We start from the raw sequence: 26234 nt of genomic DNA on the forward strand, positions 1-26234 counted from the left end.
AATTCGGTAACGCTGATATTTCGAGTCTGAAATGATGTGGCCGAAAGCGGTTAAACCGGGCAGTAGATATCGCTAATGCCGCGTTCACCGCCCGATTTCGACAGTTGCACCACCACATCAATCAGGCTTGAGGCGTAGGCCAGCGTCTCTTGGCGCGACAGGCTCATGCCGCCCTGCATGACCATCAGCGCCAGTTGCTCCAGCGCACCTTGCGGGGAGTTGGCGTGGACGGTGGTGAACGATCCTGGGTGGCCGGTATTGATGGCGCGCAGAAAAGTCACCGCCTCAGCCCCTCGGATTTCCCCGACAATGATCCGGTCAGGCCGCAGCCGTAATGAGGCCTGAAGCAGGTCATTGACCGTGACCTTGGCTTCGCCCAGCTCGCCCTTAACCGCCACAAGGCCGAGCGCATTGGGTTGATGGGCGATGATTTCCGGCGTGTCTTCGACCAGAATAATGCGCTCAGATTCCGGCACGGTTTGCAGCATGGCGTTTAGAAACGTCGTCTTACCCGATGAGGTGCCGCCGGAAATCAGTACGGTCTTGCGCGCGAGCACCGCTTTTTTCAGGAAACCGACCGGATCGCGACGAGCCGCCACCTGATCCTGCTCACGGGTGGTGTAGGTCGCGGCTTTGATAGGCCCGCGGTCATAGGCCTCAAGCGGGCGATTAACCATGACGTGACGCCGGATAGCCAGCGCCCAGTTTTTGCGTGTGGCGGGCGGGCCGATGACCTGCACGCGCTCACCCGTCGGCAGGGTCGCCCCGAGCAGTGGGTTTTCGCGGTTAATGCCCTGATGGCTGATGCGGGCGATCTGGGCGGCCAAGCGACTGACCAGATGGTCATTGATGTCGGGCGCGTCGAAACGCTGCATGTTCGGCTGGCCGGAAATTTCCACCCACACTTCGCCGGGCTGATTGACCATGACTTCGGTCACGTCTTCGCGGTCCAGCCACTGGCGAAACGGTGCCAGGTAGGTGCGGAGATAAACGCCTTCGGGATGGAGCGGTTCAACGGCCATTAGATCACTGCGTGAAGTCGAGGTCGCGGGAAGCAAACACCTGAATGGGTGTGCCTTGGGCGACCTTGATGGTGGGGGCGATCTTGGAGTCGGATTCTAAGGCGGCGGTTGCGGCATTATTGGCACCGCTGGCCGTGCCGATGACCACGGTGTTGGAGCTGGAATCGTTCAGCGACGACGACAGGCCGCCGATGATCGACAACAACATGGCCGAGCCGAAACGCTTAAAGAAATGGCTGTCGACATCACCGGTCAGACCGGCCTGTCCGAGGGGATCGGTTGAGGGGTCAGCCAGTTGAATGGCGGTGCCATCGGGACGGATCAGGCGCGTCCAGGTCACAAACAGGCGCTTTTGGCCGCTCGACAGACCCGAACGATAGGCTCCGATCAGGCGTGACCCGCGCGGGATGATAACGCGCGACCCGTCAAAGCTTTTGATATCGCGTGACACCAGAGCGCGGGTATAGCCGGGCAGGTCGGAATTGAGTGCGGTTTCCAGCACGGCGGGGATCATGGTGCCTTGGGGGACCACAAAGCCCGGATTGTTGATCCGTGAGGCGCGGGCCTGAAAGGTGGCATCGACACCGGTCAGGTCACCGACGCTGGGGCCACGGGCCGCCAGAACCGGCGATACCGGCGCTGTGCCGGGAGCTGCCGGCGCATTGGCACCGGGCTCAGGCGCGCTGACGTCATAGACCAGCGTATTGGCGCGGGGATTATTGTCAGGGGTCGCCGGCGGTGGTGCACCGGGCGCGGGCATGGGCGGCTGCGGTTGTTCGATCGGTGGGACCGGCATGATCGGTCCCTCAGTCAGCGGCGTGGCGGGCTGATCCATGATCACCGACCCCGGCGGGGTCTGCGCCGGTGCCTGCGCTGCCGGTGTCTGAGCGGTTGGGTTTTGGCGATTATTGCTGAGGGTCACTAATGTCACGGCCCCCAGAAACACGGCCCCCAATATGCCACCGGCCATGACCAGCGCGTCCTTGGCGTTTGATTTTTGCGCCACATCGGGCAGGGATCGGGTCGAGGCGGCCTTAAGCTCAGACGAATCCATCTGAGTGCGCGGGTCTTTTTGCGGCTGAGTTGATGAGGACAGATTATATTTCATCTCACTCTCCCGTTTTCGGTTTTGAACCGAACAGGCTGAATTTCTTCTTTTCCGGCTCCGGGCGGGGCCTGGGCGAATTGGCGTCTAGCTGCGGCGGCGTGAAGCCTTCGTTATAAAGCACAGTGCGGGCCTCACCCGTGCGCAGCACAAAGGCCGGAGCGATTTGTTCGATCACGATATAGCCTTCGACATGGGCGAAATTGACCATGCTTTCGCTGCCGTCATAACCGAACGCATAGATGGCCGGAATAACCAGACCCTGCGACCAGCGCATATAGGTTGAGGTGCCGTCATCGAACACGCGCAACGGCACCAGATCAGCCTGACCCGAAAACGTATAGTCGGTATTGCGCTTTTCCGGCAGGCGTGAGGCGGGCTCAGTCTTTATCTGACCGTCGGCGGTAGTTGTCATGGCGGCGGGTTCGGGATCGTATTGGAAGCGCAGATCATAGGTGACTTCGCCGCGCTTGCAGGCCAATGTGTCGCGCGCGTTCAGTTCAAAGCTGTAGTTACGTTTATCGGTCACCACGGTCATGTTGGTATGGGCCGATCTGATGAACGGCTTGATGAACATGATATTGCCGCGCTTATTGGGCGTGGCCTGCCACTGGGCGGCGTCACCGATGGCGATGTTCTCAACCTTTTCATTGTCGGCAAACGACAGCATGGTTTGAAAGCCAAGGCAGGTGTCAAGCTGAACGACCGCGCCGTCATCAAATTTGATGTTGCGGATACGGTCATCCGATCCGACCGCACTGACCTGAGCCAGAGTGGTTGTGCAAAGCCCGAAGGCAGATGCGGTTAACAGGCAGATAAGCGGTAAGTGTCTCATGAACCCGGTGTCTTTGATAAGGGGGCGGCGGCCGGGGAGGGCGCGTTTGCGCGGAACCTCTGGCCAAGGCCCTGAACGGTGTTGGCGCGGCGGGCGCCGGATGAGGATGACGATGACCCTGCGGCTGACTGCACGGTACTCAAAGACGTGCTGACGCTTTGCAGGCGGCTGGAATTAGACACTGAGGTGGCGGTGTTTGAACCGGCAGCCCCCATCCGGTTGATCAGGCCTTGGGTTTGCAGGGCGGCGGATTGTCCGGCGGCCAGGGTCTGGGCGACCTGAATATTTTCAGGGGTTTGTGGCTCAGAACGGCCTTTGAGCGGATGCCAGCCTTTGAGCATATTAAACGCCGTCCACATCAAAAGCAGCAACAGCGTGGCATATATGATCGAGCCCATAAACAGAATAACAATCGGCTGAATGTCATTGAGCGCTTTTAAGGGGTCGTTCGATATGGCCAGAATGACCGGACTGAGCAGGGTCAGGCAGGCCGAACCGCCTAAGACCACCAGCATCGGTACGAACGCAAACCCGACAGCGGTGCGCAGCCAACCCTCAAACAAACCGCGGGTGGACGAAAACAGCGCAAAGATCACGAAGATCGGCCCGGTCGCCAGCAGCAGGGTCAGGATCAGGCGCGACAGGATCAGCGTCCCGACCGTCGATAGTAGCAGGATAAGCCCCGAACCCCACAACAGGTCAGACGCGGTCGTCTTACCGTTACGCATCAGGGAGGTGGTGGTCTGCGCCGTCTGGGCGGTGGAGTTTTCAAGGGCGGTGGCGGCATCGGCAAAGTGCACAAACAGCACATCCAGACGCCGTGAAAAGGCGATGGTTGCCCCGCCGGGCGAGCCGGTAAGGGCGGCGGCAATCTCATCCGGCCCGCGCGTCAGCAGATTATAGACAACCGTCTGATAGGCGGGCCAGGCGGTGACAAAGGTGAGCACAAGACCGATGGCCAGCACACGCGGGCTCATGGTCGTCAGTGTCATGCGCGTCCGACCGGTAATCAGGCCGTAAGCCAGAAAGGCGATGTAGAGCGTCAGAAGCGCCGTCAGCACCGAGCCCAGCATCCCGCCCGACCCGAATAGTCGGGCAAAGCTCGATTCCACGACCTGGCTGATCTGGCAATCGACGCTGATCAGGGCGCCGGAAATGCCGGTTGAGCCTTCGAGTGGCATGGACGGGCAGGCGGAAATCACCGGGGTCATGAGGCCCCCGCTTTCAGACGCGGCTCATTTAACGCAGCGGGTTTGCCCGGATAGGGTGTGCCGACCAGAGGCTGCCACCAGTGGGCCGGATCGTCGCCCAACTCGGCGCGCAGTTCATCCAGACGGCGCACGGTGGATTCGCGGCCCGACAGCATAGTCAGCAGATCCGGCATGGCCGACAGGTCAAGACGCGCGACGACCGAATGGTTGCCGTGCTTGACCAGAAACGCCCTCGCATGGGACGGCAGGGCGCGGATCAGGCCGACTTCGTGTTCGGACAGGCCAAAGCCTTCGCCGTAATCGTCCATCTGGGCGCGCGGATTGGCCATGAAAATCTGGGTCGCAGATTGTTCGATAATGGCCGAGGAAATCCGGCTGTCGAGCGCATCAGATGCGCTTTGGGTGCCGAAGCCCAGAATTGCGTTACGCTTTCTGAGGGTTTTCATCCAGTCGCGGATGCGGGCGGCAAAGATTTCGTCATCCAGCGCCTTCCAGCCCTCATCAATCAGGATCATGGTCGGGTTGCCATCGAGCCGCTCTTCGACCCGGTGGAACAGGTACATCATGATCGGCGTGCGCAAGGCGGGCTGATCAAGGAACTGGGTCATGTCAAAGCCCAGCACGCGGGCTTCGAGATCAAGATGATCGACTTCGTTGTCGAACAGCCATGCCCACTCACCGCTGCCGACCCACGGGGCCAGACGGGTGGCCAGATCGCCTTGGGACGGGCGGCGTGATCCGCCGAGCAGTTCCTGAAAATACCGCAAGCGGCGATAGCGGGGTTCCTGCTCGAACTGGCTGTCGACGGCGGCGGCGATAACGGCGTCTTCATCGGGTGCCAGAGGCGTGCCATCGCCGGTGATCAGACGGCTGATGAAATCGCGCAGGAAGGCACGGTTGGTCGCTGTATCGGGCAGTTGCAGTGGATTAAAACCGGTCGGCTCCCCGGCACGCAGAGCGGCATAATGGCCGCCGATGGCGCGGATAAAGATTTCCGCCCCGCGGTCTTTGTCGAATACGATGGTGCGCGGATTGATCTTTTGGGCCTGAGCCGCCAGGAAGTTCAGAACGACCGTCTTACCCGACCCGGACGGGCCGATGATGGTGAAATTACCCAGATCCGCCGCGTGGAAATTAAAGAAATAGGGCGTGGCCGAGGTCGTCTCAAGCACCGTGATGGCATCGCCCCAGTGATTGCCGGCAGCCTTACCGAGCGCAAAGCCATGCAGACTGGCCATGCCCGCAAAGGCCGAGTTGGAGATCAAAGCGCGACGGGCGATATAGTTTTCGTTGCCCGGAAACTGCGCCCAGAACGCCGGTTCCAGATTGATGTCTTCGCGCACCGAAATTGAACCGATATCAGCCAGTGCCGATGAGCACTGCGCCGCCGCCTGATCCAGTTGGTCAAGCGTTGGCGTGCGCACCATAACCGACAGGTGATGTTCACCCAGCGTCGTTTGACCGGACGCCAGTTCATCCTTGGCATTCATCAGTCCGGCCCGCAAGGTCACGCCGTCATCGTCCGCGGCGCGCAGACGGCGCAGCGCCAGCCCCACTCGCTCAAGGCCGATCTGACGATCCACAAACTGAAAGCTTTGGGACAGGGTCATTTCATAGGGCAGGTGCAGCAGGGCATCCAGCATCCCCGGCACGGCATGGGGCGGGTATTCCTTGACCGACAGCATGGCCCCGAAGCTTTTGGCATCACTGGCCGATTTCAGCTCCAGCGCATCGACACCGACGCTTAAGCGCTGATAGGGGATGTAATGGCCGAGGTCGTCTTTGGCGGTAAGCGCCGGGCGCATCACCGGGCGCATTTCGCCGTGGAAAATCGCTGACAGCAGCTCCAGCGGCTCGTTGCAGCGCCCATCCTTGGTGTCATAACCGCCGAGCAGACGCGGGCCATAGCGACCAAGGGCGGCCATCAGGGCTTCGCGCGCGGCATCAAGGTCGCGCATATCGCGGTGGATTTCAGCTTCGCGGTCCGTAGCCCCACTGCCGAACAGCTTGGCCAGGCCTTCGGCTAAGCCCGCCTTACCCTTGGCCGGACGGCGCACGATGGTGATGAACAAGTCGTTGACGAACAACTGGCGTGAGCTTAAGCGCGCCTGCCAGCGGTCATTGATGTGTTCGGCTACGGCATTATCGAACTGGCCGGAGGTCGCCACACTGACCTTACGGCGCAGGATATGATGATGCAGCACCAGCCGCGAATGGCCAATGGCCTTAAGCGCGCTTTCGCGCAGGGCATGGAGCGTATTGAGGTCGGTGGTGTCGGCGGTTTCAAAGCCGAAACCGTCGATATAGAGCGCCTGCATCAGCGAGCCATCGCGCAGCACGACGGTGGAATCGTTGAACAGATGCGAATAGGGCAAACGGTCGCCTATTCTCTGTTCCTTTGGCCCCAGACCTAAAAATCCGTTTACGGACATACGCTTAACCTAATCCTTAGGGTCGATAGGAGTTACACCGCCAGAAGCGATAGTTTTTGATGCGCGGGCATTTCGAGACCTTAGTCAGCCACAGGTCGAAAATGCGCGGTTCACGCAGGCAGGCCAGATACCCGATCACATGGACCAAAAGCGCTATGCCAAACGCCCAGAATGAGCGTGTGATCAGAAAAAACTCGGTCGTGACCACGCCATTGATGATGAAATAGCTGTAGGTCACGCCGCCGAACATCTGCGGCTGGGTCAGGGCGCGAAAGATGGGCGCTTTGACAAGATCGGTCATGGCCTGATCCTATCCGGCGGCGGACTGGATGCCCGCCACAATGGTTGCCGCGCCAAACAGAATGAACAGGCCAAGGATCACGGTCGCCCCAAAGCGCCAGTTCATTCTTCCGGTGAGCATCATGAAACCGACTGCGGCGACCGCAATGACGCCGACGGCGGTCGCGACATTGCCAAGCAGCGTGCCCTGTATCCAGTTAACGGCCCCAAGGATCGGGCTTGAGCCCTGCGGGTTCGACTGGGCGGTTTGCGCAGCCGCCGTTGTGGCGCTGATCGCATAGGCCAGAAGGGCAGCTACGGGGGCTAAGAACGAAGGGCGTTTCATGGCATATCTCTTAAGGAAAGGGATCAGGAACAGGCCGTTTGCGTCACGGGCGTTTGGGTGTCATTTGGCATGGCTTGCGCCAGACTGTCGAGATTTTTGTCGATATAGGTACGCGTCTCACGGTAGGGCGGAATCCCTCCGTAACGATTAACCGCCCCGGCCCCGGCATTATAGGCAGCCAGTGCCAGATCAAGCTGCCCATCAAAGCGATCAAGCTGTTGCCGCAGATAGGCCACACCGCCGTAGATGTTTTGTTCGGGGTCGTGCGGATTGACCCCCAGGTCGCGGGCGGTGGCGGGCATAAGCTGCATCAGGCCGATCGCACCGCGCGGTGAAATGGCCGTGGGGTTAAAGGCGGATTCCTGACGGATAATGGCGGCAATCAGATCGGGGCTTAGGTCAAACTCTGCGGCGGCGCGGTTGATGGCGGCCTGATAGGGGTAGCTGATCAATGGCGATGCAGGCTTCATCGGCGGCAGTGACGCACACACCGCTTGCAGGTCGCCCGCGCCATTGACCTCGAACACCTGAGCGTGGGCAGTTACGGCCAGCGCCGGGGCGCTAAGCATGATCATGACGGCATAGGTCGCTCTGATCGTCATAAATCCCCGTAGGCGTGGCTGAAGTCCTTCAAAAAAGCGCTTTATACGGACTATATGACGATTTGATGAATTGCCCCCATCCCGTGTGACACACTTTAGTTTAGCTGGCGGTCGCGCGGCCGTACAAGCAGCCCTTTTCGGCAAGGCACACGAAGCCAAACGCCAGCGCCCCGCACAGGGCGGCCCCCAGCGGCAACAGCGCGATATCACCGGTCCAGTGCTGACCGATAAAGCTGCCGATCAGGGCGCCGCCGACCATCGATGTGACCCCTTGCAGAGAGGCTGCAGTGCCCGCAACGTGCCCTACTTTTTCCATGGCAATGGCCGCGAAATTCGAGGTCGACAGGCTCATGCAGGCCATGGTCAGGGTCTGGAAGACGATAAAACTGATCAGGCTTTCCTGGCCCATCATCGCCCACAGCCAGTGGACTATGGCGGTAAGGGTGAAGGCGCTGAGGGCTATGTGGGAAATGCGGCGTGAGCCGAAGCGCTCAACGATACGGGCATTCAGCGTTGACCCTAAAGCCATGCCGACAGCGCAACCGGCAAACACCGGCCCCAGCAGGGTTGGGGTTTTAAAGCTTTCGTCAAATATCTGCGGCATCAGCGACAGATAGGTGACGACCGACGCGGTCATCAAAGTAATCGCCAGAATATAGTAAAAAGAGGTGCGCTCTTTGATGACAAACAAAAATACATGCGCCAGATGGCGCGGGTTGGGGGCGCTGCGGTGCTCTGGCATCAGGGTTTCAGGCAGCCTGCGCCACATCCACAGGGCAACGACGATGCCCGCTGCGGCAAACAGCAGGAAAATGGCACGCCAGGGCAGAACGAACAGTATCAATTGTCCCAGACTGGGGGCCATGACCGGCACCATCAAAAACACGACATAGATCATCGACGTGACCTTGGCCATGGTCGAGCCGACATAGCGGTCACGGACGATCGAGCGCGGAATGACGTTGGCGGACGATGCGGCGACCCCTTGCAGAAACCGCAGGGCGATCATGGCGGGTAAGGCTGTGGCTGCGGCGGCGGCAAAGGACATGACCACATAGGCCAGAACGCCCGCGATCAGCACCCGCCTGCGGCCCAGCCAGTCGGACAGGGTGCCGAAAAAAAGCTGCCCGACACCGGCGCCGGAAAAATAGGCGACAATAATCCATTGCAGGTGGTTCTGACTGTCGGCCTTAAGATCAATACCCATCTGCGGCAGGGCGGGCAGCATGGTGTCAACCCCCAGCGCCATCAGCGCCATGCACGCCGCCATCATGGCGACAAATTCCGCAAAAGACGGTTCGGGCTTCGGTGTTGGGGGGGATGAGGTCATTACGCACACAAACAAAAAGGTGTGCGGTCTTTAACAGTTTATGGCCCGAAGCGATATGCCAAAAAAGTGTCAGCGGTTTTTGGCAAAACGCCCCCTCTAAAGCGCTAACGACATTTGCGCTGGTGCGGGGGCGTCATCGTTGTGGCTGTCATCATCAAGGGACGACAGAGTCACTCCCAAAAGGCGGATACCTTTCATGATGGGAAACACGCCGGTGAGCAGGTCATGACAGATCGCGGCAATATCGGCGCGGCTATCAATCAGGGTTGTGCCGGTGCGTGAGCGGGTGATCTGCTGAAAATCTGAAAACTTGACCTTAAGCGTGACGGTACGCGCGCGGGTGTCATGGTTTTCAACGTAGCGCCAGACCTTATCGATAATGGGGTTCAGGCGCGCCTGCGCACCCTCAAAGCTATGGATATCCTCAAAAAAGGTGTTCTCGGCCCCGATCGATTTACGCACCCGGTCAGGTTTGACCAGGCGGTGGTCGATGGCGCGCGCCAGACCATAATAGTACGGGCCGGACACGCCGAAATGATGCTGTAAAAAAGGCAGGGTCTGCGCTTTTAGATCAAGGCCGGTATAGATGCCGAGCCGGTTCATTTTGGCCTCGGTCGCAGGCCCTATACCGTAGAATTTGCCGACTTTGAGCGCTTCGACGAAGGCCGGGCCGGTCTTTGGCGTAATCACAAACTGGCCATTGGGCTTATTCTGGTCAGACGCCATCTTGGCCAGAAATTTGTTGTAGGATATGCCCGCTGAGGCAGTAAGGCCCGTAGTGGCCAGAATTTCCGCACGGATATTTTGGGCAATTTCCGTGGCCGTGGGCATGGCTTTCAGATTTTCGGTGACATCCAGATAGGCTTCATCCAGCGACAGAGGCTCGATCAGCGGCGTATAGGCGGCGAAAATCTCACGGATCTGGTTGGAAACGGCGCGGTAAACTTCAAAACGCGGTGGCACGAAAATCAGTTCCGGGCATTTGCGGCGTGCGGTGACTGATGGCATGGCCGAACGCACGCCCCATTTGCGGGCTTCATAGGACGCCGCGGCCACCACCCCACGTTCGCGCACCCCACCCACGGCTACCGGCTTACCGCGCAGGTCGGGGTTATCGCGTTGTTCGACCGACGCATAAAAAGCGTCCATATCGACGTGAATGATTTTTCTTAAGGCGTCGTCCATCTTCCTGTTCCTTGACGAGAACAAAAATAGAACATAGCAGATATTTTACAGCTTACAACCCCAAAGCCGCCAGCATGATAAAGGCGGCAAACAGCACGATATGGGTGGCACCTTCGATGGCATTGGTTTCGCCGTCGCGCAGATTGATCCCGGCCACTAATAGGGTCAGCACAGTCATTACCGTCTGCGGCGGGGTCAGCGCCATTTGAAACGGTGCCCCCTGAATGAGCGCCAGAGTTTCAATCACCGGCACGGTCAGGATGACCGTCGATAGTGAGGCGCCCAGGGCAATATTAACGACGGATTGCATCCGGTTATTCAGCGCAGCCCGCAGTGCCGTCAGGATCTCAGGACTGGCAGAAATTACCGCTACAGCAAGGGCCGGTACGATCGGCGGAAGGCCGGAACCTTTGAGGCCGGTATTGAGGAAGGTTGACATGACCTCGGCCAGAAATCCGATCAGCACCAGACCGGCGACAAGGGTAATCGCCGATTGCTTTATGTGACCGGTTTCGGGCTTATGATGGTTGGGGTTGTCTTCGTAGGCGTAGGAAAAAAAGTAGCTGTGCTGATGGGTCTGAAGCCGCAAAAACAGCATGTAAAGCAGCGCCATCGAACCAATGGAAAAGATTGAATAGACATGCCAATTGGCGTGGGGAATGAACTCCGGCACGATCATCGACACACCCATAGCCGTCAGGATCATGACGATATAGGTGTTGCCGGAATCGACATTATAGGGCTGCTCACCGTGCTTGAAGCCGCCCAGAATGGCGGCCAGCCCTAAGATGCCGTTGATATCAAGCATCACCGCCGAATAGATGGTATCGCGCGCCAGCGTGGGGGAATGATTGTCCTGAAGCATGATGGCCAGAATAACCACCTCAACCAACACCGCTGACAGGGTCAGGATCATGGTGCCGTAGGGTTCACCGACCTTTTCGGCCAGCACTTCGGCATGGTGGGCGACCCGCAGGGATGCCAGAATGATCGCACCGATCAGGATCAGCGCGGTAATCAGGGATGTGGTCTGTCCGGCCTGTAAAACACTATGCTCGGCGGCGGATGCCACGACAGCCATGACCACGCCCACAATCAAAAACAGTTCTTTTTTGATCAGGGCGGTCATGGGGTTATAAGTGTCTATTCTTCGGGGGAGGCGGGAATATAGGCCTGAACTTCAAGTTCGACCAGCGCGTCAAACGCCAGACCGGCGACGCCAAAGGCTGTGCGCACCGGCAGGCGCGACGGATGGAAGTAGGTGCGATAGATCTTGTTGAACTCGCTCCACTTGGACATATCGGTCATCATCACAGTGACCTTAAAGACATGCTCAAGTCCCAGGCCATATTTGCCGAGGATCTCAGCCAGGTTCGACAGGGTCTGGCGTGTCTGGGCCTCCAGGCCTTCAACGACCTTACCGTCAGCATCAAGGCCGATCATGGCGGAGATATAGAGTACGTTATTTACCTGCACAGCCTCAGAGAACGGCGAGCGCGGATGTGGGTGCAGAAAGAACTGAACGTCGTCGGCGGGCGTCAGGCGCGTGCCGGGTTGGTGGGCGCCGGGCTTTAAGGACACGATTGGATCTCCCGAAACAGGTTGCATATGCGTCCTTTAAGGGCAAATCTTGGGGGGGGTTGTCAAGCCGTATATAGCGCTCCCCCCTGCACAATCACGTTCCAGGGCTTAAGTTTTGCCCCGGCGCACGGGCCGCCAACGCAGGCACCGTCATTAATTTTGAACAGGGCAGCATGCCATGAGCACATGATCAAGTCGCCGGTCGAGGTCAGATACTGATCTAGTTCCTGCGCCAGTGGCAGTCCGGCATGGGGGCAGGCATCGACATAGCCGAACACATCCTTGCCCTGACGCACAATAAAGCCGTGGAAATAGGCGTCCCCGATTTTCAGCACATAGTTGCGTGCAGTGCCGTCAGGGATTTGCGTCAGGGGGCCGAGCGCGATCCCGGCGCGGGTCTCGGTTAGGCGCTCCGTCATGTGACCGTCATTCGGGGTCGGCGTCCGGCTGCACGGACGGGTGAGCCAGTTTGAAGGCTTCAAACTCAGAAGCCCGCGCCTCGACGGCCAGAAGGCGCGGATAGGGCGCCAGATCAGCTCCGAACCGGCGGGCGGAATAGAGCTGCGGGATCAGGTAGCAATCGGCAAAGGTAGGGGTGGGGCCAAAACAAAAGCCGCGTCCATGCCGTGCCACCATTTTTTCCAACGCGTCAAAGCCTGTCGTGATCCAGTGGCGCGCCCAGTCGTCGATCTGAGACTGATCATGGCCTATTTTTTTAAGTCTCTTCAATACGCGCAGATTATTAAGCGGGTGGATATCGCAGCCGATTAGGGCTGACATGGCGCGCACAATCGCCCGTTCATCGGCGCTTGCGGGCAATAGCGGCGGGTGCGGATAAGTCTCCTCCAGCCACTCTAAGATAGCCGTGCTTTGGGTCAGGGTCAGGTCGCCATATTGCAGGGCGGGCACTAAACCTTGCGGGGCGATGGCGGTGTAATCGGCGGCCGATTGTTCGCCTGCACGCAGGTCATGGGACACCTGATCGTACTCTAACCCTTTGAGATTAAGGGCTATACGCACGCGGTACGCGGCACCGGAACGCCAATAGCCATGCAGGGTCAGAGTGGTCATAAGGGCCTCAAATCGCGGGAAGAATGTGCGCGCGGCATTGTCCGAACCCGATAGAGACAAATCCTTCGGCCTCGGCGCGGGCGGTCAGGATAACCTCATCGCCGTCGGCAAGAAAGCGCCGCGTTTCGCCGTTAGCAAGCGTCACCGGTGATTTGCCGCCATCGCTCAGTTCCAGCAGGCTGCCCGCCTGGGCTTTCTCCGGCCCCGACAGGGTGCCGGTACCCAGCAGATCACCGGCCATCAGGTTGCAGCCGCCCACACTATGGTGAGTGATAAGCTGGGCGATGGTCCAGTACATGGCAGCGAGGGTCGATGACCGGCTGAGGGTTTGCGGCGGCAGGTTTTGGGCGCGCATGGCCTCAGTCAGGATTTGCACCTCAAGCGCGATGGTGACCGCGCCGGATGCCTGATCATCAGCATCGTTCAGATAGGGCAGGGGCTCAGGATCGCCGTCGGGGCGGGACGGTTGCGCGTTGCGAAATGGCGCCAGCGCTTCGGCGGTGATGACCCACGGTGAGATGGTGGAGTGGAAATTCTTGGCCAGAAACGGCCCCAGCGGTTGATATTCCCAGGCTTGAAGATCGCGCGCCGACCAGTCATTGAGCAGGCATAGACCGGCGATATGATCGGGGGCGTTCTTGATATCTATCGGCTGGCCCAGAGCATTGCCGCCGGCGATAAATACGCCCAGTTCCAGCTCATAATCCAGCCGCTGCGACGGGCCAAATGAAGGGGCATCGGCGTCAGGGGCCTTGGTCTGGCCGTTCGGGCGCACGACCGGCACACCACTTTCACGAATAGAGGAGGCGCGGCCATGATAGCCGATCGGCACATGCTTATAGTTGGGCAGCAGGGGATTATCGGGCCGGAACAGCTTACCCACCGCCATGGCATGGTGGATGCCGACATAAAAATCGGTGTAGTCGCCGATGCGGGCGGGCAGGTGCATCCGGCAATCGGCAGCCGGATAAAGGTGCGGCTCGACCTCAGCGCGATGGCGCGCATCGCTCAGCAGGTCGGACAGGCGTTGACGCAAAGCACGGCGATCTGCGACGGGCAGCGCAAACAGATCATTCAGCACAGGTTGCGACAGGGCGGGCGCGACCTCGGCAGGCAACAGACCGGAAAGGGCTTTTAGATCAACGATATAATCGCCAATGGCCGTACCGATGCGCCGGGCTTCACCGCCGACACTAAATACCCCCAGCGGCAGGTTCTGGATCGGGAAATCGCTGTGGCCGTTTGCGCTGTCCACCCAGCTTTGGCGCTTGGGGTCGTGGGTCTGATCAATCATTTCGGCAGTTTCGCTTTCTCGAACCGGGCCCAGCCGTGGTCATAGTCGGGCTGGAGATGGGGGGCGTTCAACACCTGAACCGCAGGCTTGAGCACATATCGGGTCTCGAACATGAAGGCCATCGTCCCGTCATATTTTTGCGGGGTCAGATCGGCCGCAATGGCGGCATCGTAGCTCGCCTTATCAGGCCCGTGGGCGTTCATGCCGTTGTGAAGGCTGACCCCGCCGGGGGCGAAGCCTTGGGCTTTCGCGTCATAATGGCCTTCGATCAGGCCCATAAATTCGCTCATGATATTGCGGTGGAACCATGGCGGGCGGAAAGTGTGTTCGGCCACCATCCAGCGCGGCGGGAAGATCACAAAATCACAATTGGCCGTGCCGGGATGTTCGGACGGCGAGGTCAGGACGGTGAAAATCGACGGATCGGGATGGTCGAAACTGACGGTGCCTATCGCATTGAACCGGCGCAGATCATAACGGTACGGCGCATTATTGCCATGCCAGGCGACGACATCGAACGGCGAATGATCCATGCGCGTCACCCAAAATCCACCCTGAAACTTCTGGATGAGGTCGCAGGCGTCGTCGATATCCTCAAAAGCCGCTACGGGCGCTTCAAAATCACGCGGATTAGCCAGACCATTAGCCCCGATTGGCCCCAGATCCGGCAGACGAAACGGCTGACCGTAGTTTTCGCACACATAGCCGCGCGCACGTCCGTCCGGCAACTCGACGCGAAATTTCAGGCCGCGCGGAATGACCGCGATCTGCAACGGCGCGATGTCGATCACCCCACATTCGGTGATGAGCTTCAGCGGCCCTGCCTGCGGCACTATGACCATTTCGGCATCGGCATTGACAAGCGCCCGTTCGGTCATGCTGGCCGTGGCGGCATAGAGGTGCAAGGCCACGCCCGTTTGTGTGGCGACATCGCCGGTAGCGGCATAGGTGATCAGGCTATCAACAAAATCCACTGCCTCATCCGGATAGGGCAAAGGTGACCAGCGCAGGCGATCCGGCGACGGGGCAGGGCCACTCATCGGCGCGCTCAACCAGTTTGACACCGTGTACGGATCAAAGGCCGGATGATCCGCTGATGGCCGCAGACGGTAGAACCATGTCCGGCGGTTGTCATGACGCGGGGCTGTAAAGGCCGAGCCCGAAAACTGCTCGGCATAGAGCCCAAACGGGACGTGTTGCGGTGAATTCTGACCCACAGGTAAGGCACCGGTCACGGCCTCTGTGGCGACATGATTGCCGAAACCGCTGATATAGTCCGACATGGCAATCTCCTAGTTTCGCGCTTTACGCATCCACCTCAATCACGCCGCGGCGAATCTGATCCAGCTCGATCGATTCAAACAGGGCCTGAAAATTACCGTTGCCAAAGCCTTCGTTACCCTTGCGCTGGATGATCTCGAAGAAGATCGGGCCAAACAGGTTTTCGGTGAAGATTTGCAGCAATATGCCCTCATCCTCAACATTACCATCAATCAGGATGCGGTTTTTCTTAAGGCGTTCAAGGTCTTCGCCGTGACCGGGCACGCGCTTATCGACCAGTTCATAATAGGTCAGGATCGTATCCTGAAGCTTCACGCCGCGCGCCCGCAGTTTCTCAACCGTATCATAGATATTGGCGGTGGTCAGCGCCAGGTGCTGGATGCCTTCGCCGTTATACTCGCGGATGAACTCTTCGATCTGGCTCTTGTCATCCTGGGATTCGTTGAGCGGGATGCGAATAGCCTTATCCGGTGCGATCATGGCCTGAGAAAACAGGCCGGTCGCCTGCCCCTTGATGTCGAAATACTTCTGCTCCTCAAAGCCGAAAATCTGATTGTAAAAGGCGGCCCAGGTCCGCATCTGGCCACGCTTAACATTGTGCGTCAGATGATCCAGAAGGTCGAGGCCGACACTGTTTTCGCGCTCAGCCGCCTCGGCCCCGTCTATGGCGATCCAGTCGCCATACAGTGAGTGTCCGGCGGCATAGTCCGGCGTTAGATAAAGATAGGAGCCGCCAATCCCTTGCAGAACATAGGCGTTTTCGCCCAGCGCGCCGGTTGCGGCATCGGCGGTCTTGGCACCACGCGACAATGCCAGTTCAAAGGCCGCTTTCGGATCAGCGACGCGAAAGGCCATGCCCGACGCCGATGGGCCGTGGGCAGCGCGGAAATCCGCCGCCTGCCCCGTGGCCTCCAGATTGAGCAGCAGATTGATACGGCCCTGCTTATAGCGCACGATATTTTTCGACGGGTGACGGGCATTGGCGGTGAAACCCAGCCGCTCAAAATGGGCGATCATGGCGTGCGGATCGGGGCTGGTGAATTCCACAAATTCAAAACCGTTCAGGCCGATGGGGTTGGTAGGATCATTGGTAGTGTCGGGGGCCATGGAAGATCTCTCCGCAAGCTGATAGTCGTTATTGAAACCAGTATCACATGATACTTTCCGAAATAACAGGCCTAATCAGCGTCCGGATTTGACGTTATTGTGAAAACTTTGACCTTGAAGTCGGGAAAATAAAAATAATTATGCTTTTATGCCGAATGGGTTATGATTTTTGACGATCATGCCAAAAACGTGCTAAATTAAGATCAAATGTAACTACCGGAGGCCCATATGAATACGGCTTTAGTTACCCGCCTGTCGGCTGATGACCTTAAGGGCTTAAAAAAATCCCTGCCCGATTGGGATCTGGCGGCGGGCGATACCGCCCTTGAGCGCCACTTGCAATTTAAGGATTTTCGCGCCGCCTGGGCCTTTATGACCGAGGTCGCCCACTATGCCGAAGCGGTCGATCACCACCCGGAATGGAGCAATGTCTATAACCGCGTCGCCATCCGCCTGACGACCCACGATGCCAAGGGCCTGACCGAAAAAGACCTTAAGCTGGCGCGCTTTATTAATGATGCGGCGGCGGAACATCAGGGTGACACCATCCATGCGCCCATTGCCAACAGTTGAACTGCACGGCAAGGCCGGGGGCTATGTCCCTGACCGGCTCGACTGGACGATCCCGCAGGATTGGGACGCCTATACGCCCGCGGAACACAAGGTCTGGCAGACCCTTTATCAGCGCCAGATCAAACAGATAAAAGACCGGGCCTGCGCCGATTTTATGGCTGGCCTTGATCGCCTGAACATAGCCAATGAAATCCCGCGCTTTGAACGGCTGAACGATATTCTTCATGCCGCCACTGGCTGGCAGATTGTCGCGGTGCCGGGGCTGGTGCCCGATGAGGTGTTTTTCGAGCATCTGGCCAACCGCCGCTTCCCGGCCGGACAGTTTATCCGCACAGCCGATCAACTGGATTATTTGCAGGAACCCGACGTTTTTCATGATGTTTTTGGGCATGTGCCGATGCTGATGCATCCGGTCATGGCCGATTTCATTCAGGCTTACGGTCAGGGTGGGTTGCGGGCGCAAGGCTTGGGGGCGCTGGAACCTCTGGCGCGGCTTTACTGGTACACGGTTGAATTTGGTCTGGTGCGGGAAGGGGGTGAAGTGCGCATTTTCGGGGCCGGGATTTTGTCCTCCCATAGCGAAACGCCCTATGCGCTGGAAAGCCCGGTGCCGAACCGGATTATGTTTGATCTGGAGCGGGTCATGCGCACGCGCTACCGCATCGATGATTTTCAGGAAACCTATTTCGTCCTGCCGGATCTGGAGCGGCTGTTACACTTCACACAGGAAGATTTCGCCCCGCTGTATGCTCGGATCAAGGCTCAGGCGGCGTTGGCACCGGGCGATGTCATTGCTGGTGATGACGTTCTGCACTTAAGTGTGCCCACGTTTTAGAGCGTTTTCCCATCAAGTGGAATCACTTGATGGATCAGAAAGAGCGACCACTAAAAAATTAGAGCAAATTTTCGATCCAATATGATCAAAATTTGCTCTAGGTCTCAGGCGTCGGTCTTATGCGGGTGGTGGAAAAAGACCAGCAGGCGCGACCCGAAAAAATTCCAGAATACGACAATAGCGGTCGCCATCAACTGCGCCGCCAGATAATGCAGACCCATATTGTGGAACAGGCCAAACAGAAGGCCATTCAGACAAAAGCCGATCCCGGTTACACCTAAAAAACGCACAAAGCGGAAATTGGCCGCATTACCGGCAGGGGCTCCGGCCTTGGCGCGAAACGTGAAGCGGCTGTTTAAGATATAGCTGACCGTCACCCCGCCGCAGAAGCCGATGGCATTACCGATTTGCGGTTTCAGGTGCGCATATTCCACCAGCAGAAACAGGATCAGCGAATGGGTTACGGTCGCTGTGGCCCCGACCAACAGAAAGCGCGCGAACTGACCGACCATGGGCAGAGCCAGTATAGTCATGATGCGGTGCAGTAAAGGCTGTGTCACCGGATCGGGTGTGAACTTAAGGCCAGGGATCAAGAGGTCACCTTAGTCAATTCGGGTTGGCAATGGCAAAAAGGGCGTAAGCGGCACTGAGCCTGTCAATACCGTGAAAGTCAACGGCTTACACCGTGGGGGCTAAGCTATGAATATTCAGTGGCAGGACCGTCACACATCACCGTTATCGCAAAGCGTTTGATATTGGAGAATCTTGTTCATATAACGTGGTTTATGCTTTATTAATTTTTGGCTGCAGCGCGATATGCGCCCGTTAGTTTTTGCGTTTCATTTTCAAAAAACTATAAAAATGAAAGCCTTCCGATGACCATTGCGACCAAGGATATTTTACGGCTGCCGCAACAGGCGCTTGAGCTACAGGGTACGCTTGCCCGACACGATACGGGTGAGCGCGTTAAACTTGACCGGCTGGACGGAGTCATCGCCGCCGCATTAGGGGCCTTGGGGCTGATGACGTCGCTGTGGGGCTTCAATCAGCTTGGGATGACCCTCGAAGACACCCGTGGACTTGATCTGTGGTTTCAGGGCGATATCTACCGGGTCACTCAGAACATGACCGATGCCGACAGCGATCATTACCGCACCACGGTCCACCCGGCGGCCTCGATCCTGATTTCGCCCTTTGGCATTATTCTCACCAAGCTGGGCATGGCGCCCTATGAGGCGGCCAGAAACATTATCCTGCTGTTTTCGGCCCTAAGCCTTGGGTTGATGTATGCCGCCTTGCGGTTGCTGGCTATGCCCAAGGCGGTATCGGCTTTGTTTGTCGGCGTCATGGCCTCCAGCGGCACGTTCCTGCACTGGAACAGCGTCATTGAGCAGAGCCTGCCGTCGCAGATAACCATCATTCTGGCGCTGGTCCTGCTGGCCTATGGCCGCACAAAATCGCATATCTGGTGGATACTGATGAGTGCGGGTACGCTCAGCATCACGATCACGAGCTGGATGTTCGGGTTGATCGCGACCCTGGCACGCTGGCCGATGCGGCCTGACGGCGAAGCGGCCCCGCAAGGCAAGTTTTCCCTAAAGGCTTTTGTTGGCTATTGGATGAAATCGCCCGTGATCCGTATCTCAGCCATAGCGCTAGGGATTATTTTTGTGCTGGCGGTGGTGCAGTTTTTCACCTTTAACGAGGCCGGGCTGTTCTTTGATCCGCGCATTGTTAAAACCGAAGCCTATTTCGTGCAGCCGGTCGCAGGTGCGGCTGGCCGGCCGGGCTGGACGCCGTGGGAAAACCTTCAGTCGCTCTATATCACCACCCAGATTTCGCCGGCTCCCTATCTGCAGGTCATGGAGGTCTCGCAGTGGGTCAACAAAGAATATTACATCATCAATAATCAACATTCGGGCTTTAGCCAAACCGTGCCGGGTATAGCCGCGACCGTGGCGTGGGTCGTCCTTCTGGGGCTCGGCATCTGGGGGGCGATTGTCCATCAGCGCCTGCGTCCGGTAGCGATTGCGGTGGCCCTGATGATTGTGGCCGAAGGTGTACTGCATGTGCTGTACGGTGAACTGACGTTTCTCTATGCGCCCTATGTCTTGCCGCCGCTGATCATGCTGGCGGCATTTTCTTGGTTCAGCCCGCACCGGCTTAAGGCGCTGGTTCTGGCGGCGGTGGTCATGGTGTGCGGCGGCATCAACAATGTCGGTCAGTTCACCGCAGCGGTCGATATCGCCAAGCAGACGGTGGCGGGTAACCCCCCAAAGATCGACCCGCCGTATTAGGGAATTTATTTGTTAACGCGCATCTTTATCCAAAAAACCGCATCACACTTTTTGGGGTGCGCTTAGGCCAGCGCTTCATGCATGATGCGTGTGGCGTTGGCCATCAGGGTAAAGGTCAGGTTCTTGGCGGGCAGGGACGTAAAGGTCGAACCGTCCGCCACGATCAGGTTCTCAAACGGCCGCAACCGCCCGGCGCGATCAGTGGTGAAATCATCTCCGTCACTCAGCATCGGCATCACACCGGCATAGTGCACGCTGGCCCCCATTGGGCGCAGACGCGTCATCGGCGGTGGCGCAAAGCAGCCCATATCCATCAGGAAGTTGCGGAACTTTGGCACCACCCGCTTGATGCGGTCGGCTTCATCCGCCGACGGCGTATAGGTAATCACCAGCCGATGCTTGCCGTCTTTACCCGGCTCCAGCGACACGGTGTTATCTGCGCGGCGGGTATCAGCGAAGTTGATGTTGACCAGCCCCAGCGCGCCGTGAATATTTCGGAAAATCCCAGTCGCAGTGCGCATCCCGACGGGTAAGGACTGCGCTACCGGATGGATCAGGGCGGTGGTCAGCGTCGTCATCAGGCCATGCACATAGTCATGGGGGTGATCCATCGGCGCGCCGATGGCGAGCTGATTATACTGATAGCTGTTGTCATCAAAGGGTGAGCCGACCCGCGCCAGATTGATGAACGGCATCAGCACCTGACGATTGTCCATCAGGCCCGATAGCGACACGTCCTGACCCGTTTGATGCAGCGATTGCAACAGGATGCGCGCGCTGCCGATCGTGCCGGCGGCCAGCACCAGAGTCTCAACGGGCAGGGTAAGGGCTTCACCATCCTCAAGCCGATGGGCCACGATCTGCGTCACCCGACCACCATCGTCAAATTCAAACCGGTCAACGCGCACACCGGGCAGGTAGCTAAACCCCGGCTGACGGCGCAGATGCTCCAGCGTGACCGACGGCGTATAGATCGACTGGGTCGGACAACCCCACAGGCATCGGCCACACTGTGAGCAGGCGGGACGGCCACCATGATCCTGAGACAGAGACGCGATGCGGGCGCGACCCAAATACATATTGTGCTTGGCGGTCAGTTTGGCGCGTTTGGCCGAATAGGTCGCCAGCAGATGTTGCGAGTGCTCATCCATCGGGATCGGCGTTTGCAAGGCGTCGTGGGTCGGCATGAAGACCGACAGGTCATCATCGGTGACCCCGCTGACGCCGATGCGGCGCGCAACCTCGCTATAGGCCGGTTCCATATCTGACCAGCCAATGGGAAAGGCCTCAAGCTCTGCGTCCGTGAACGGATAGGACCCGGCCGTCCAGGCCTGAGCCAGACCGCCCCCGGCATAGGACGACAAAGGTGCAATACCGGCAACCTTTTGCTCGGCACCGATGACATCGCGCAGGACATATTCTTTTGATGGCGGGAAACCGTAATATTCACTGCCGTTTGAGGGCAGAATAAGGGATGAGTAGTCCTCACCCAGAAAATAGGCAACCGGGTCTTCGAGTTCGGTTTTCAGGCCATTGAGCGATGCACCGGGCAGGGCGGGATCAGGGCCGGTGACGCCGATATCGATCAGGGTGACGGTGCGGCCACGTTCAAGGGCGGTCTGGGCGGCATGGACGGCAGAAGCGCCGCCGCCGATGATGACGAGGTTATCGCTCATGACCGCGCTCCCTTAGCCTTTCGACCCAAAATCAGCTTGGCCGGAATGAAGATCAGCGCCCCCAGCAGCACCCCAAAGGCCGCTTCGATCCCACGCAGAACCATGAACGGCCAGGCCATACCCTTGGGGTCAGGCGCATCCAGTTCGTGAAAACTGGGCGGGGCCGATTCCAGCAGGGCCATGGTCAGAACCAGCTTGGCGCGCACGACCGATTGCCGCCCCAACAGGCCGGTGAAGCTGTCGGTCAGCCACACCCCAAACGCGCCGGAGCGGGCGACCTTGAGCAGCAACCGCTCAAAATCGTTGGCCGGCTCAAGCGGGTGGCCGCGGTGAAAATCGAGATATTTACCTTCCTGATAGGCCGTGCCACCTGTCCGGGTCAGGTGGCGCGCGAACAGGTAAAACTCCTTGCCCAGTGCCGAGTCCGAAGTGGCATGGGCGCCTTTGGGCGGGACGATCCGCGCATCCAGCGCCTGCGGGGCGGGCAGGTATTTGGCCATCAGCGGATGCGGGCTGGCTACCGCATCATTGGCAAAGGCGGCTAACTGACCGCTGGTGAACGGCAGGAATTTGAATAACAGGCCCTCAACCATCGCCAGTGATGCGCGCATGAACGGCAGCGGCAGATGCACAAATTTTGCGGGCTTATCGGCACCATTAAGTGCGCGCAGTTTGGTCAGCAGGCCATGCATATCAAAGGTTTCCGCACCCCCGACTTCGATCGTGGCGCCATTGGCATCGTCTGCGAAAGCCAGTGCCGACAACAGGCTGGCCACGTCGTCTGACGTCACCGGCTGCACTTTGCTGAGGCCATCCCCGAACACGGGCGTCACCGGCAGGCCCGCCAGCTTCGACAGATTGGCCTGAACCGCTGAATCCGGGCCAAAGATCATGGTCGGGCGAATAATGGTCCAGTTAAGCGGGGCGGCTGATACCACCGCTTCGGCGGCACTGCGTGAGTCGGCATAGACATAGTGCTTACGGTCGGTGAACTTGGCGGCAATGCTGGAGATATAGATAAACCGCGTTACCCCGGCGCTCAACCCCGCATTAAGGAGGGTACGCGTAGCTTCGACATTTTCACGCATATAGTCGGCGGGGCGCGCCTTACCGGCAAGGCCTGCACAGTCGATGACGATTTCATAGCCATTAAGCGCATGGGCATAGTTTTGCGGTTCAAGCAAGTCTGACCTGATCCAGACCACGCCTCTGGGGGCGTCCTGCGGGCGGACATTGCGGTCAATGCCAAGCACCACATGACCGGCGTTTGCCAGTAAGGCGCACAACCGGCTGCCAACCTGACCCGCCGCACCCGCGACCACAATTTTACGCACCTTGAAACGCCTTTTTCAAAATCAGACTAAGGCTACCAGATCGGCAGCGGTGAAATATAGGTGAAGTTTTGCATGGTTAAAATCACACGATAGAAATTCCACAGAATGGTCACGACCATAAAAGCGCTAAACGCTTGCTGCCAGCGGCCTTTGAGCGACGCCCAGTAAACGGCGGTCAGCATCACAAGGGCCGGGACAAAGTGGGCAAAATGCTTGGTCTGACGCCAGTCAACCAGACTAAAGCCAATCGCGCCAATCGCAAACCACAGCACCAGAAAGCCCACGCCCTGACGGATGCGACGCCCGCCGTAGATCAGCGCCAGACCAAAGGCGATCATGGTAAGCCAGCCATAGTGGGTGATGAACTGCATCCACAACTCACCGGCAGACGGATAGACCCAGTCACTGACCACCTGATCCTCAGCCGCTTTGAGCCGTCCGATCAGGTGATCATAGATATGCTCTTCGTAAAACTCGTGCGGATCGACCGTAAAGCCATAGGCGATGAACGCCATCCACCCGGCCAGAAAGCCGAAACAGATGCCAAGCCCGGCCAGCACATCCGTGCGCGCCATGACCTTTTGCCATGCGCCCTTGATGCCCCCGACAAACAGGTCTTTGAGGCCGCCGTCCATCAGGAAACGCAAACCTACATGCACTGGCACGGCCATGGGTAGAAGCGCGCCTTTCTGGTCGGAGATAGACGACATGAACGACGCCCAGAACCCGCGGCGGCGATCGCTGTCGACCGGATCGGTCAGACTTGCGCCGTGGGTGAACAGGCCCGCAGCCCGCAAATAGAAATAGGCGCTGCACACCAGCCAGAAATTACTGATGGCCATATAGCCGCCGTAGCTGGAGCGGACATATATCTCCGGGAAGGTGGCGTAAAATACCCCCGCACCGGCGGCGGCAATCAGCGATCCCGACAGGCGGTGGACCAGAAACCCAAGCGGGAAAATGATCAGGAAGCTGAGGAAAATATTGGGTGTGCGCGTCGCCAGCAGCAGAGGTGTTGTATTGAACTGCACGAACGACTGATCCCACGCCGCCTTACGATCAAAGCCTGGGTCTTTGGCAGCGACGGAGGCGTCATAATAATATTTGAAGCCGTCGATCTGATCCTCGAACAGCGCCCCTTCGCCGATCCAGAAATGCAGCATCAGCGGGTGGGCCAGATAGAACCGTGTGCCGCGATTGGTGACCATGTTGGGCGTGCCGTCATTGATCATGCCGTAAGCGGTCGCCTGAAGCTCCATGTCCTGATCTTCGAGCTGCGGCACGAACTTGGTCGCCCCCAGGAACGATTGCAGGTAAAACAGGGCCGCCACCGCCAGCAGAACGGCGGGCAAGGGCTTGACGATCTCGGTCAGATCGAACCACTGACGCTTGGTGCCAAACCACAGGCCCGCATTGACGATGACGGCAAGACCGACCACGAACGCGATGCGGCTGGTCGGGCCCGGCAGGGGCATCAGCAATAACCACACCGCGGCTGAGGCCAGAATGGAAATGATAACGACCCGAAACAGAAGGGCGACAAAATCACGTCCGCGCATATCTGACCAGGCCAGGCCCGGCAGGATCATCATCATCAGGCCCGCCACAAAGGGCTGAAACACCTCCGGCAGGACTTTGAGGCTAAATAGCCCAAGCACCAGCGGCAGATTGAATGCCAGTACACGGATGATCAGGGCGGTGGGCAGGGATTTGGGTGTCACGGGGGTCAGGTCAGAGGTCACAATCTATCTCCGGCCGTGTTCGGCAAAGGCCGCCATCGGGGCGGTGGTGTCTAGGTCGGGGGTGGTCGTCTCGGCGGAACTGGCGACTTCCTGCACGATATAGACGGGGCGGGGTTTGATCTCATTAAAGATGCGGCCAAGATATTCGCCCAGAATCCCGATGCAGATTAACTGCACGCCGCCTAAGAACAGCATGGCGACCATCATGGTGGCCCAGCCTTCGACCGTGATCCCAAAGGCCCACTGCACGAATACGGACGCCAGATAAAGAAACGCCAGAGCCGACGCGCCGTAACCCATCCAGGTCGCCACTTTCAGCGGTGTATTGGAAAATGAGGTAATGCCGTCAAAGGCAAATTTCAGCATTTTCTTAAGCGGATACTTGGTTTCTCCGGCAAAGCGCTCATCGCGGTCATAGAGCACGAAGGTCTGCGGAAAACCGACCCAGCTCACCAGTCCGCGAATGAAGCGGTCCTTTTCACGCATAGCCCGCAGCTCATTGGCTACACGGGCGGAGATCAGGCGGAAGTCCCCGACATCCTGCGGGATATCGATATTGGAAAGTGAGCGCAGCAGGCGGTAAAACATCGCTGCGGTCCATAGCTTGAACTTGGTTTCACCTTCGCGGCGCGCGCGCTTGGCATAGACCACATCAAAGCCGTCGCGCCATTTTGTGACCATTTCATGGATCAGTTCAGGCGGGTCCTGCAGGTCGGCATCGATAAAGACAATGGCGTCGCCCCTAGCGTGATCAAGGCCGGCCGTAATCGCGATCTGGTGGCCGAAATTACGGGAAAATTTAACGACCTTGACACGCGGATTGGTGGCGGCAAATTCGCTCATGATCTTAAAACTGTCGTCACGGCTGCCGTCATCGACATAGATCATTTCGTAATCCAGCCCATCGAGGCTTTCCATGACGGCCTGAGCGCGCGCATGAAATGCCTGAATGCCTTCCGCTTCGTTATAGGCGGGGGTCACCAGAGACAGCAAAGGTTTGCGCGTCATGTCACTTGCTCCGTATTGGGTTGCGGCCATGACGCGGTGCAACACCTGTGCCATATGAACCTTTGAAGATCAGGCAAAAATCTGATCC

At 58.4% G+C, this 26234-nt stretch carries 25 protein-coding genes; 3 read left to right on the forward strand and 22 right to left on the reverse strand.

The window, feature by feature from the left end:
- Positions 1 to 50: 50 nt before the first annotated feature.
- The 17 genes from virB11 to hppD form a co-directional block, all read right to left on the reverse strand.
- Positions 51 to 1022, reverse strand: a complete 972-nt coding sequence (gene virB11, locus IE102_RS03075) for a P-type DNA transfer ATPase VirB11 (protein WP_189484902.1) — start codon at positions 1020 to 1022, stop codon at positions 51 to 53.
- A 4-nt stretch (positions 1023 to 1026) separates the two neighbouring features.
- Complete coding sequence (locus IE102_RS03080; RefSeq protein WP_189484903.1) at positions 1027 to 2130, reverse strand: TrbI/VirB10 family protein; 1104 nt, start codon at positions 2128 to 2130, stop codon at positions 1027 to 1029.
- 1 nt (position 2131) lies between these two features.
- Positions 2132 to 2962: a TrbG/VirB9 family P-type conjugative transfer protein gene (locus IE102_RS03085; protein ID WP_189484904.1), complete on the reverse strand. Its 831-nt coding sequence runs from the start codon at positions 2960 to 2962 to the stop codon at positions 2132 to 2134.
- Entirely contained in the window at positions 2959 to 4173 is a 1215-nt protein-coding gene (locus IE102_RS03090; protein ID WP_189484905.1) for a TrbL/VirB6 family protein, read from the reverse strand. Before IE102_RS03090 ends, IE102_RS03085 begins: the two co-directional genes overlap by 4 nt.
- Positions 4170 to 6605 carry a VirB4 family type IV secretion/conjugal transfer ATPase gene (locus tag IE102_RS03095; protein ID WP_189484906.1) on the reverse strand — a complete coding sequence of 812 codons (2436 nt, stop codon included), beginning with the start codon at positions 6603 to 6605 and terminating at the stop codon, positions 4170 to 4172. The genes IE102_RS03090 and IE102_RS03095 overlap by 4 nt, the downstream gene beginning before the upstream one ends.
- A gap of 16 nt (positions 6606 to 6621) precedes the next feature.
- Entirely contained in the window at positions 6622 to 6906 is a 285-nt protein-coding gene (locus IE102_RS03100; RefSeq protein ID WP_189484907.1) for a VirB3 family type IV secretion system protein, read from the reverse strand.
- A gap of 9 nt (positions 6907 to 6915) precedes the next feature.
- Complete coding sequence (locus IE102_RS03105; protein WP_189484908.1) at positions 6916 to 7230, reverse strand: TrbC/VirB2 family protein; 315 nt, start codon at positions 7228 to 7230, stop codon at positions 6916 to 6918.
- 23 nt (positions 7231 to 7253) lie between these two features.
- Positions 7254 to 7832 carry a lytic transglycosylase domain-containing protein gene (locus tag IE102_RS03110; RefSeq protein ID WP_189484909.1) on the reverse strand — a complete coding sequence of 193 codons (579 nt, stop codon included), beginning with the start codon at positions 7830 to 7832 and terminating at the stop codon, positions 7254 to 7256.
- Between the two features lie 100 nt (positions 7833 to 7932).
- Positions 7933 to 9162, reverse strand: a complete 1230-nt coding sequence (locus IE102_RS03115) for a multidrug effflux MFS transporter (protein ID WP_189484910.1) — start codon at positions 9160 to 9162, stop codon at positions 7933 to 7935.
- Positions 9163 to 9258: 96 nt separating this feature from the next.
- Positions 9259 to 10347, reverse strand: coding sequence for a DNA polymerase IV (gene dinB, locus IE102_RS03120; RefSeq protein WP_189484911.1), 1089 nt, complete (start codon positions 10345 to 10347; stop codon positions 9259 to 9261).
- Positions 10348 to 10399: 52 nt separating this feature from the next.
- Positions 10400 to 11476: a calcium:cation antiporter gene (locus tag IE102_RS03125; RefSeq protein ID WP_189484912.1), complete on the reverse strand. Its 1077-nt coding sequence runs from the start codon at positions 11474 to 11476 to the stop codon at positions 10400 to 10402.
- 14 nt (positions 11477 to 11490) lie between these two features.
- Positions 11491 to 11928: a RidA family protein gene (locus IE102_RS03130; RefSeq protein ID WP_229807537.1), complete on the reverse strand. Its 438-nt coding sequence runs from the start codon at positions 11926 to 11928 to the stop codon at positions 11491 to 11493.
- 62 nt (positions 11929 to 11990) lie between these two features.
- On the reverse strand, positions 11991 to 12347 hold the full coding sequence (locus IE102_RS03135) for a Rieske (2Fe-2S) protein (protein ID WP_189484914.1): 357 nt from the start codon (positions 12345 to 12347) through the stop codon (positions 11991 to 11993).
- Between the two features lie 7 nt (positions 12348 to 12354).
- Positions 12355 to 12990, reverse strand: a complete 636-nt coding sequence (maiA, locus tag IE102_RS03140; RefSeq protein WP_373295589.1) for a maleylacetoacetate isomerase — start codon at positions 12988 to 12990, stop codon at positions 12355 to 12357.
- Between the two features lie 16 nt (positions 12991 to 13006).
- Entirely contained in the window at positions 13007 to 14293 is a 1287-nt protein-coding gene (fahA, locus tag IE102_RS03145) for a fumarylacetoacetase (protein WP_189484916.1), read from the reverse strand.
- Positions 14290 to 15576 carry a homogentisate 1,2-dioxygenase gene (gene hmgA / locus IE102_RS03150; protein ID WP_189484917.1) on the reverse strand — a complete coding sequence of 429 codons (1287 nt, stop codon included), beginning with the start codon at positions 15574 to 15576 and terminating at the stop codon, positions 14290 to 14292. Before hmgA ends, fahA begins: the two co-directional genes overlap by 4 nt.
- 22 nt (positions 15577 to 15598) lie before the next feature.
- Positions 15599 to 16681, reverse strand: a complete 1083-nt coding sequence (gene hppD, locus IE102_RS03155) for a 4-hydroxyphenylpyruvate dioxygenase (RefSeq protein WP_189484918.1) — start codon at positions 16679 to 16681, stop codon at positions 15599 to 15601.
- Between the two features lie 228 nt (positions 16682 to 16909).
- On the opposite strand from hppD, the gene IE102_RS03160 reads away from it, so the two are divergent.
- Together IE102_RS03160 and phhA are read left to right on the forward strand one after the other, a co-directional pair.
- Positions 16910 to 17254: a 4a-hydroxytetrahydrobiopterin dehydratase gene (locus IE102_RS03160; RefSeq protein ID WP_189484919.1), complete on the forward strand. Its 345-nt coding sequence runs from the start codon at positions 16910 to 16912 to the stop codon at positions 17252 to 17254.
- Positions 17232 to 18089, forward strand: a complete 858-nt coding sequence (gene phhA, locus IE102_RS03165; RefSeq protein ID WP_189484920.1) for a phenylalanine 4-monooxygenase — start codon at positions 17232 to 17234, stop codon at positions 18087 to 18089. The genes IE102_RS03160 and phhA overlap by 23 nt, the downstream gene beginning before the upstream one ends.
- Before the next feature lie 104 nt (positions 18090 to 18193).
- Here phhA and IE102_RS03170 read toward each other — a convergent pair whose 3' ends face one another.
- Positions 18194 to 18682, reverse strand: coding sequence for a GtrA family protein (locus IE102_RS03170; RefSeq protein ID WP_189484921.1), 489 nt, complete (start codon positions 18680 to 18682; stop codon positions 18194 to 18196).
- A 282-nt stretch (positions 18683 to 18964) separates the two neighbouring features.
- On the opposite strand from IE102_RS03170, the gene IE102_RS03175 reads away from it, so the two are divergent.
- Positions 18965 to 20386 carry a hypothetical protein gene (locus IE102_RS03175; protein WP_189484922.1) on the forward strand — a complete coding sequence of 474 codons (1422 nt, stop codon included), beginning with the start codon at positions 18965 to 18967 and terminating at the stop codon, positions 20384 to 20386.
- A 62-nt stretch (positions 20387 to 20448) separates the two neighbouring features.
- On the opposite strand, the gene IE102_RS03180 is transcribed toward IE102_RS03175, so the two are convergent.
- Genes IE102_RS03180 through IE102_RS03195 form a run of 4 tightly spaced genes read right to left on the reverse strand, consistent with a single transcriptional unit; the run spans position 20449 to position 26146 of the window.
- Positions 20449 to 22062: a GMC oxidoreductase gene (locus IE102_RS03180; RefSeq protein WP_189484923.1), complete on the reverse strand. Its 1614-nt coding sequence runs from the start codon at positions 22060 to 22062 to the stop codon at positions 20449 to 20451.
- Entirely contained in the window at positions 22059 to 23396 is a 1338-nt protein-coding gene (locus tag IE102_RS03185) for an NAD-dependent epimerase/dehydratase family protein (protein ID WP_189484924.1), read from the reverse strand. Before IE102_RS03185 ends, IE102_RS03180 begins: the two co-directional genes overlap by 4 nt.
- 32 nt (positions 23397 to 23428) lie before the next feature.
- The gene (locus IE102_RS03190; RefSeq protein WP_189484925.1) at positions 23429 to 25138 is read right to left on the reverse strand and encodes a hypothetical protein; all 1710 of its coding nucleotides are present in this window, start codon (positions 25136 to 25138) and stop codon (positions 23429 to 23431) included.
- A gap of 3 nt (positions 25139 to 25141) precedes the next feature.
- Positions 25142 to 26146 (reverse strand): glycosyltransferase family 2 protein, encoded by a 1005-nt coding sequence (locus tag IE102_RS03195; protein ID WP_189484926.1) that lies wholly within the window; start codon positions 26144 to 26146, stop codon positions 25142 to 25144.
- Positions 26147 to 26234: the final 88 nt, after the last annotated feature.

This window comes from Asticcacaulis endophyticus, assembly GCF_014652575.1.
Classification (GTDB): Bacteria; Pseudomonadota; Alphaproteobacteria; order Caulobacterales; family Caulobacteraceae; genus Asticcacaulis; species Asticcacaulis endophyticus.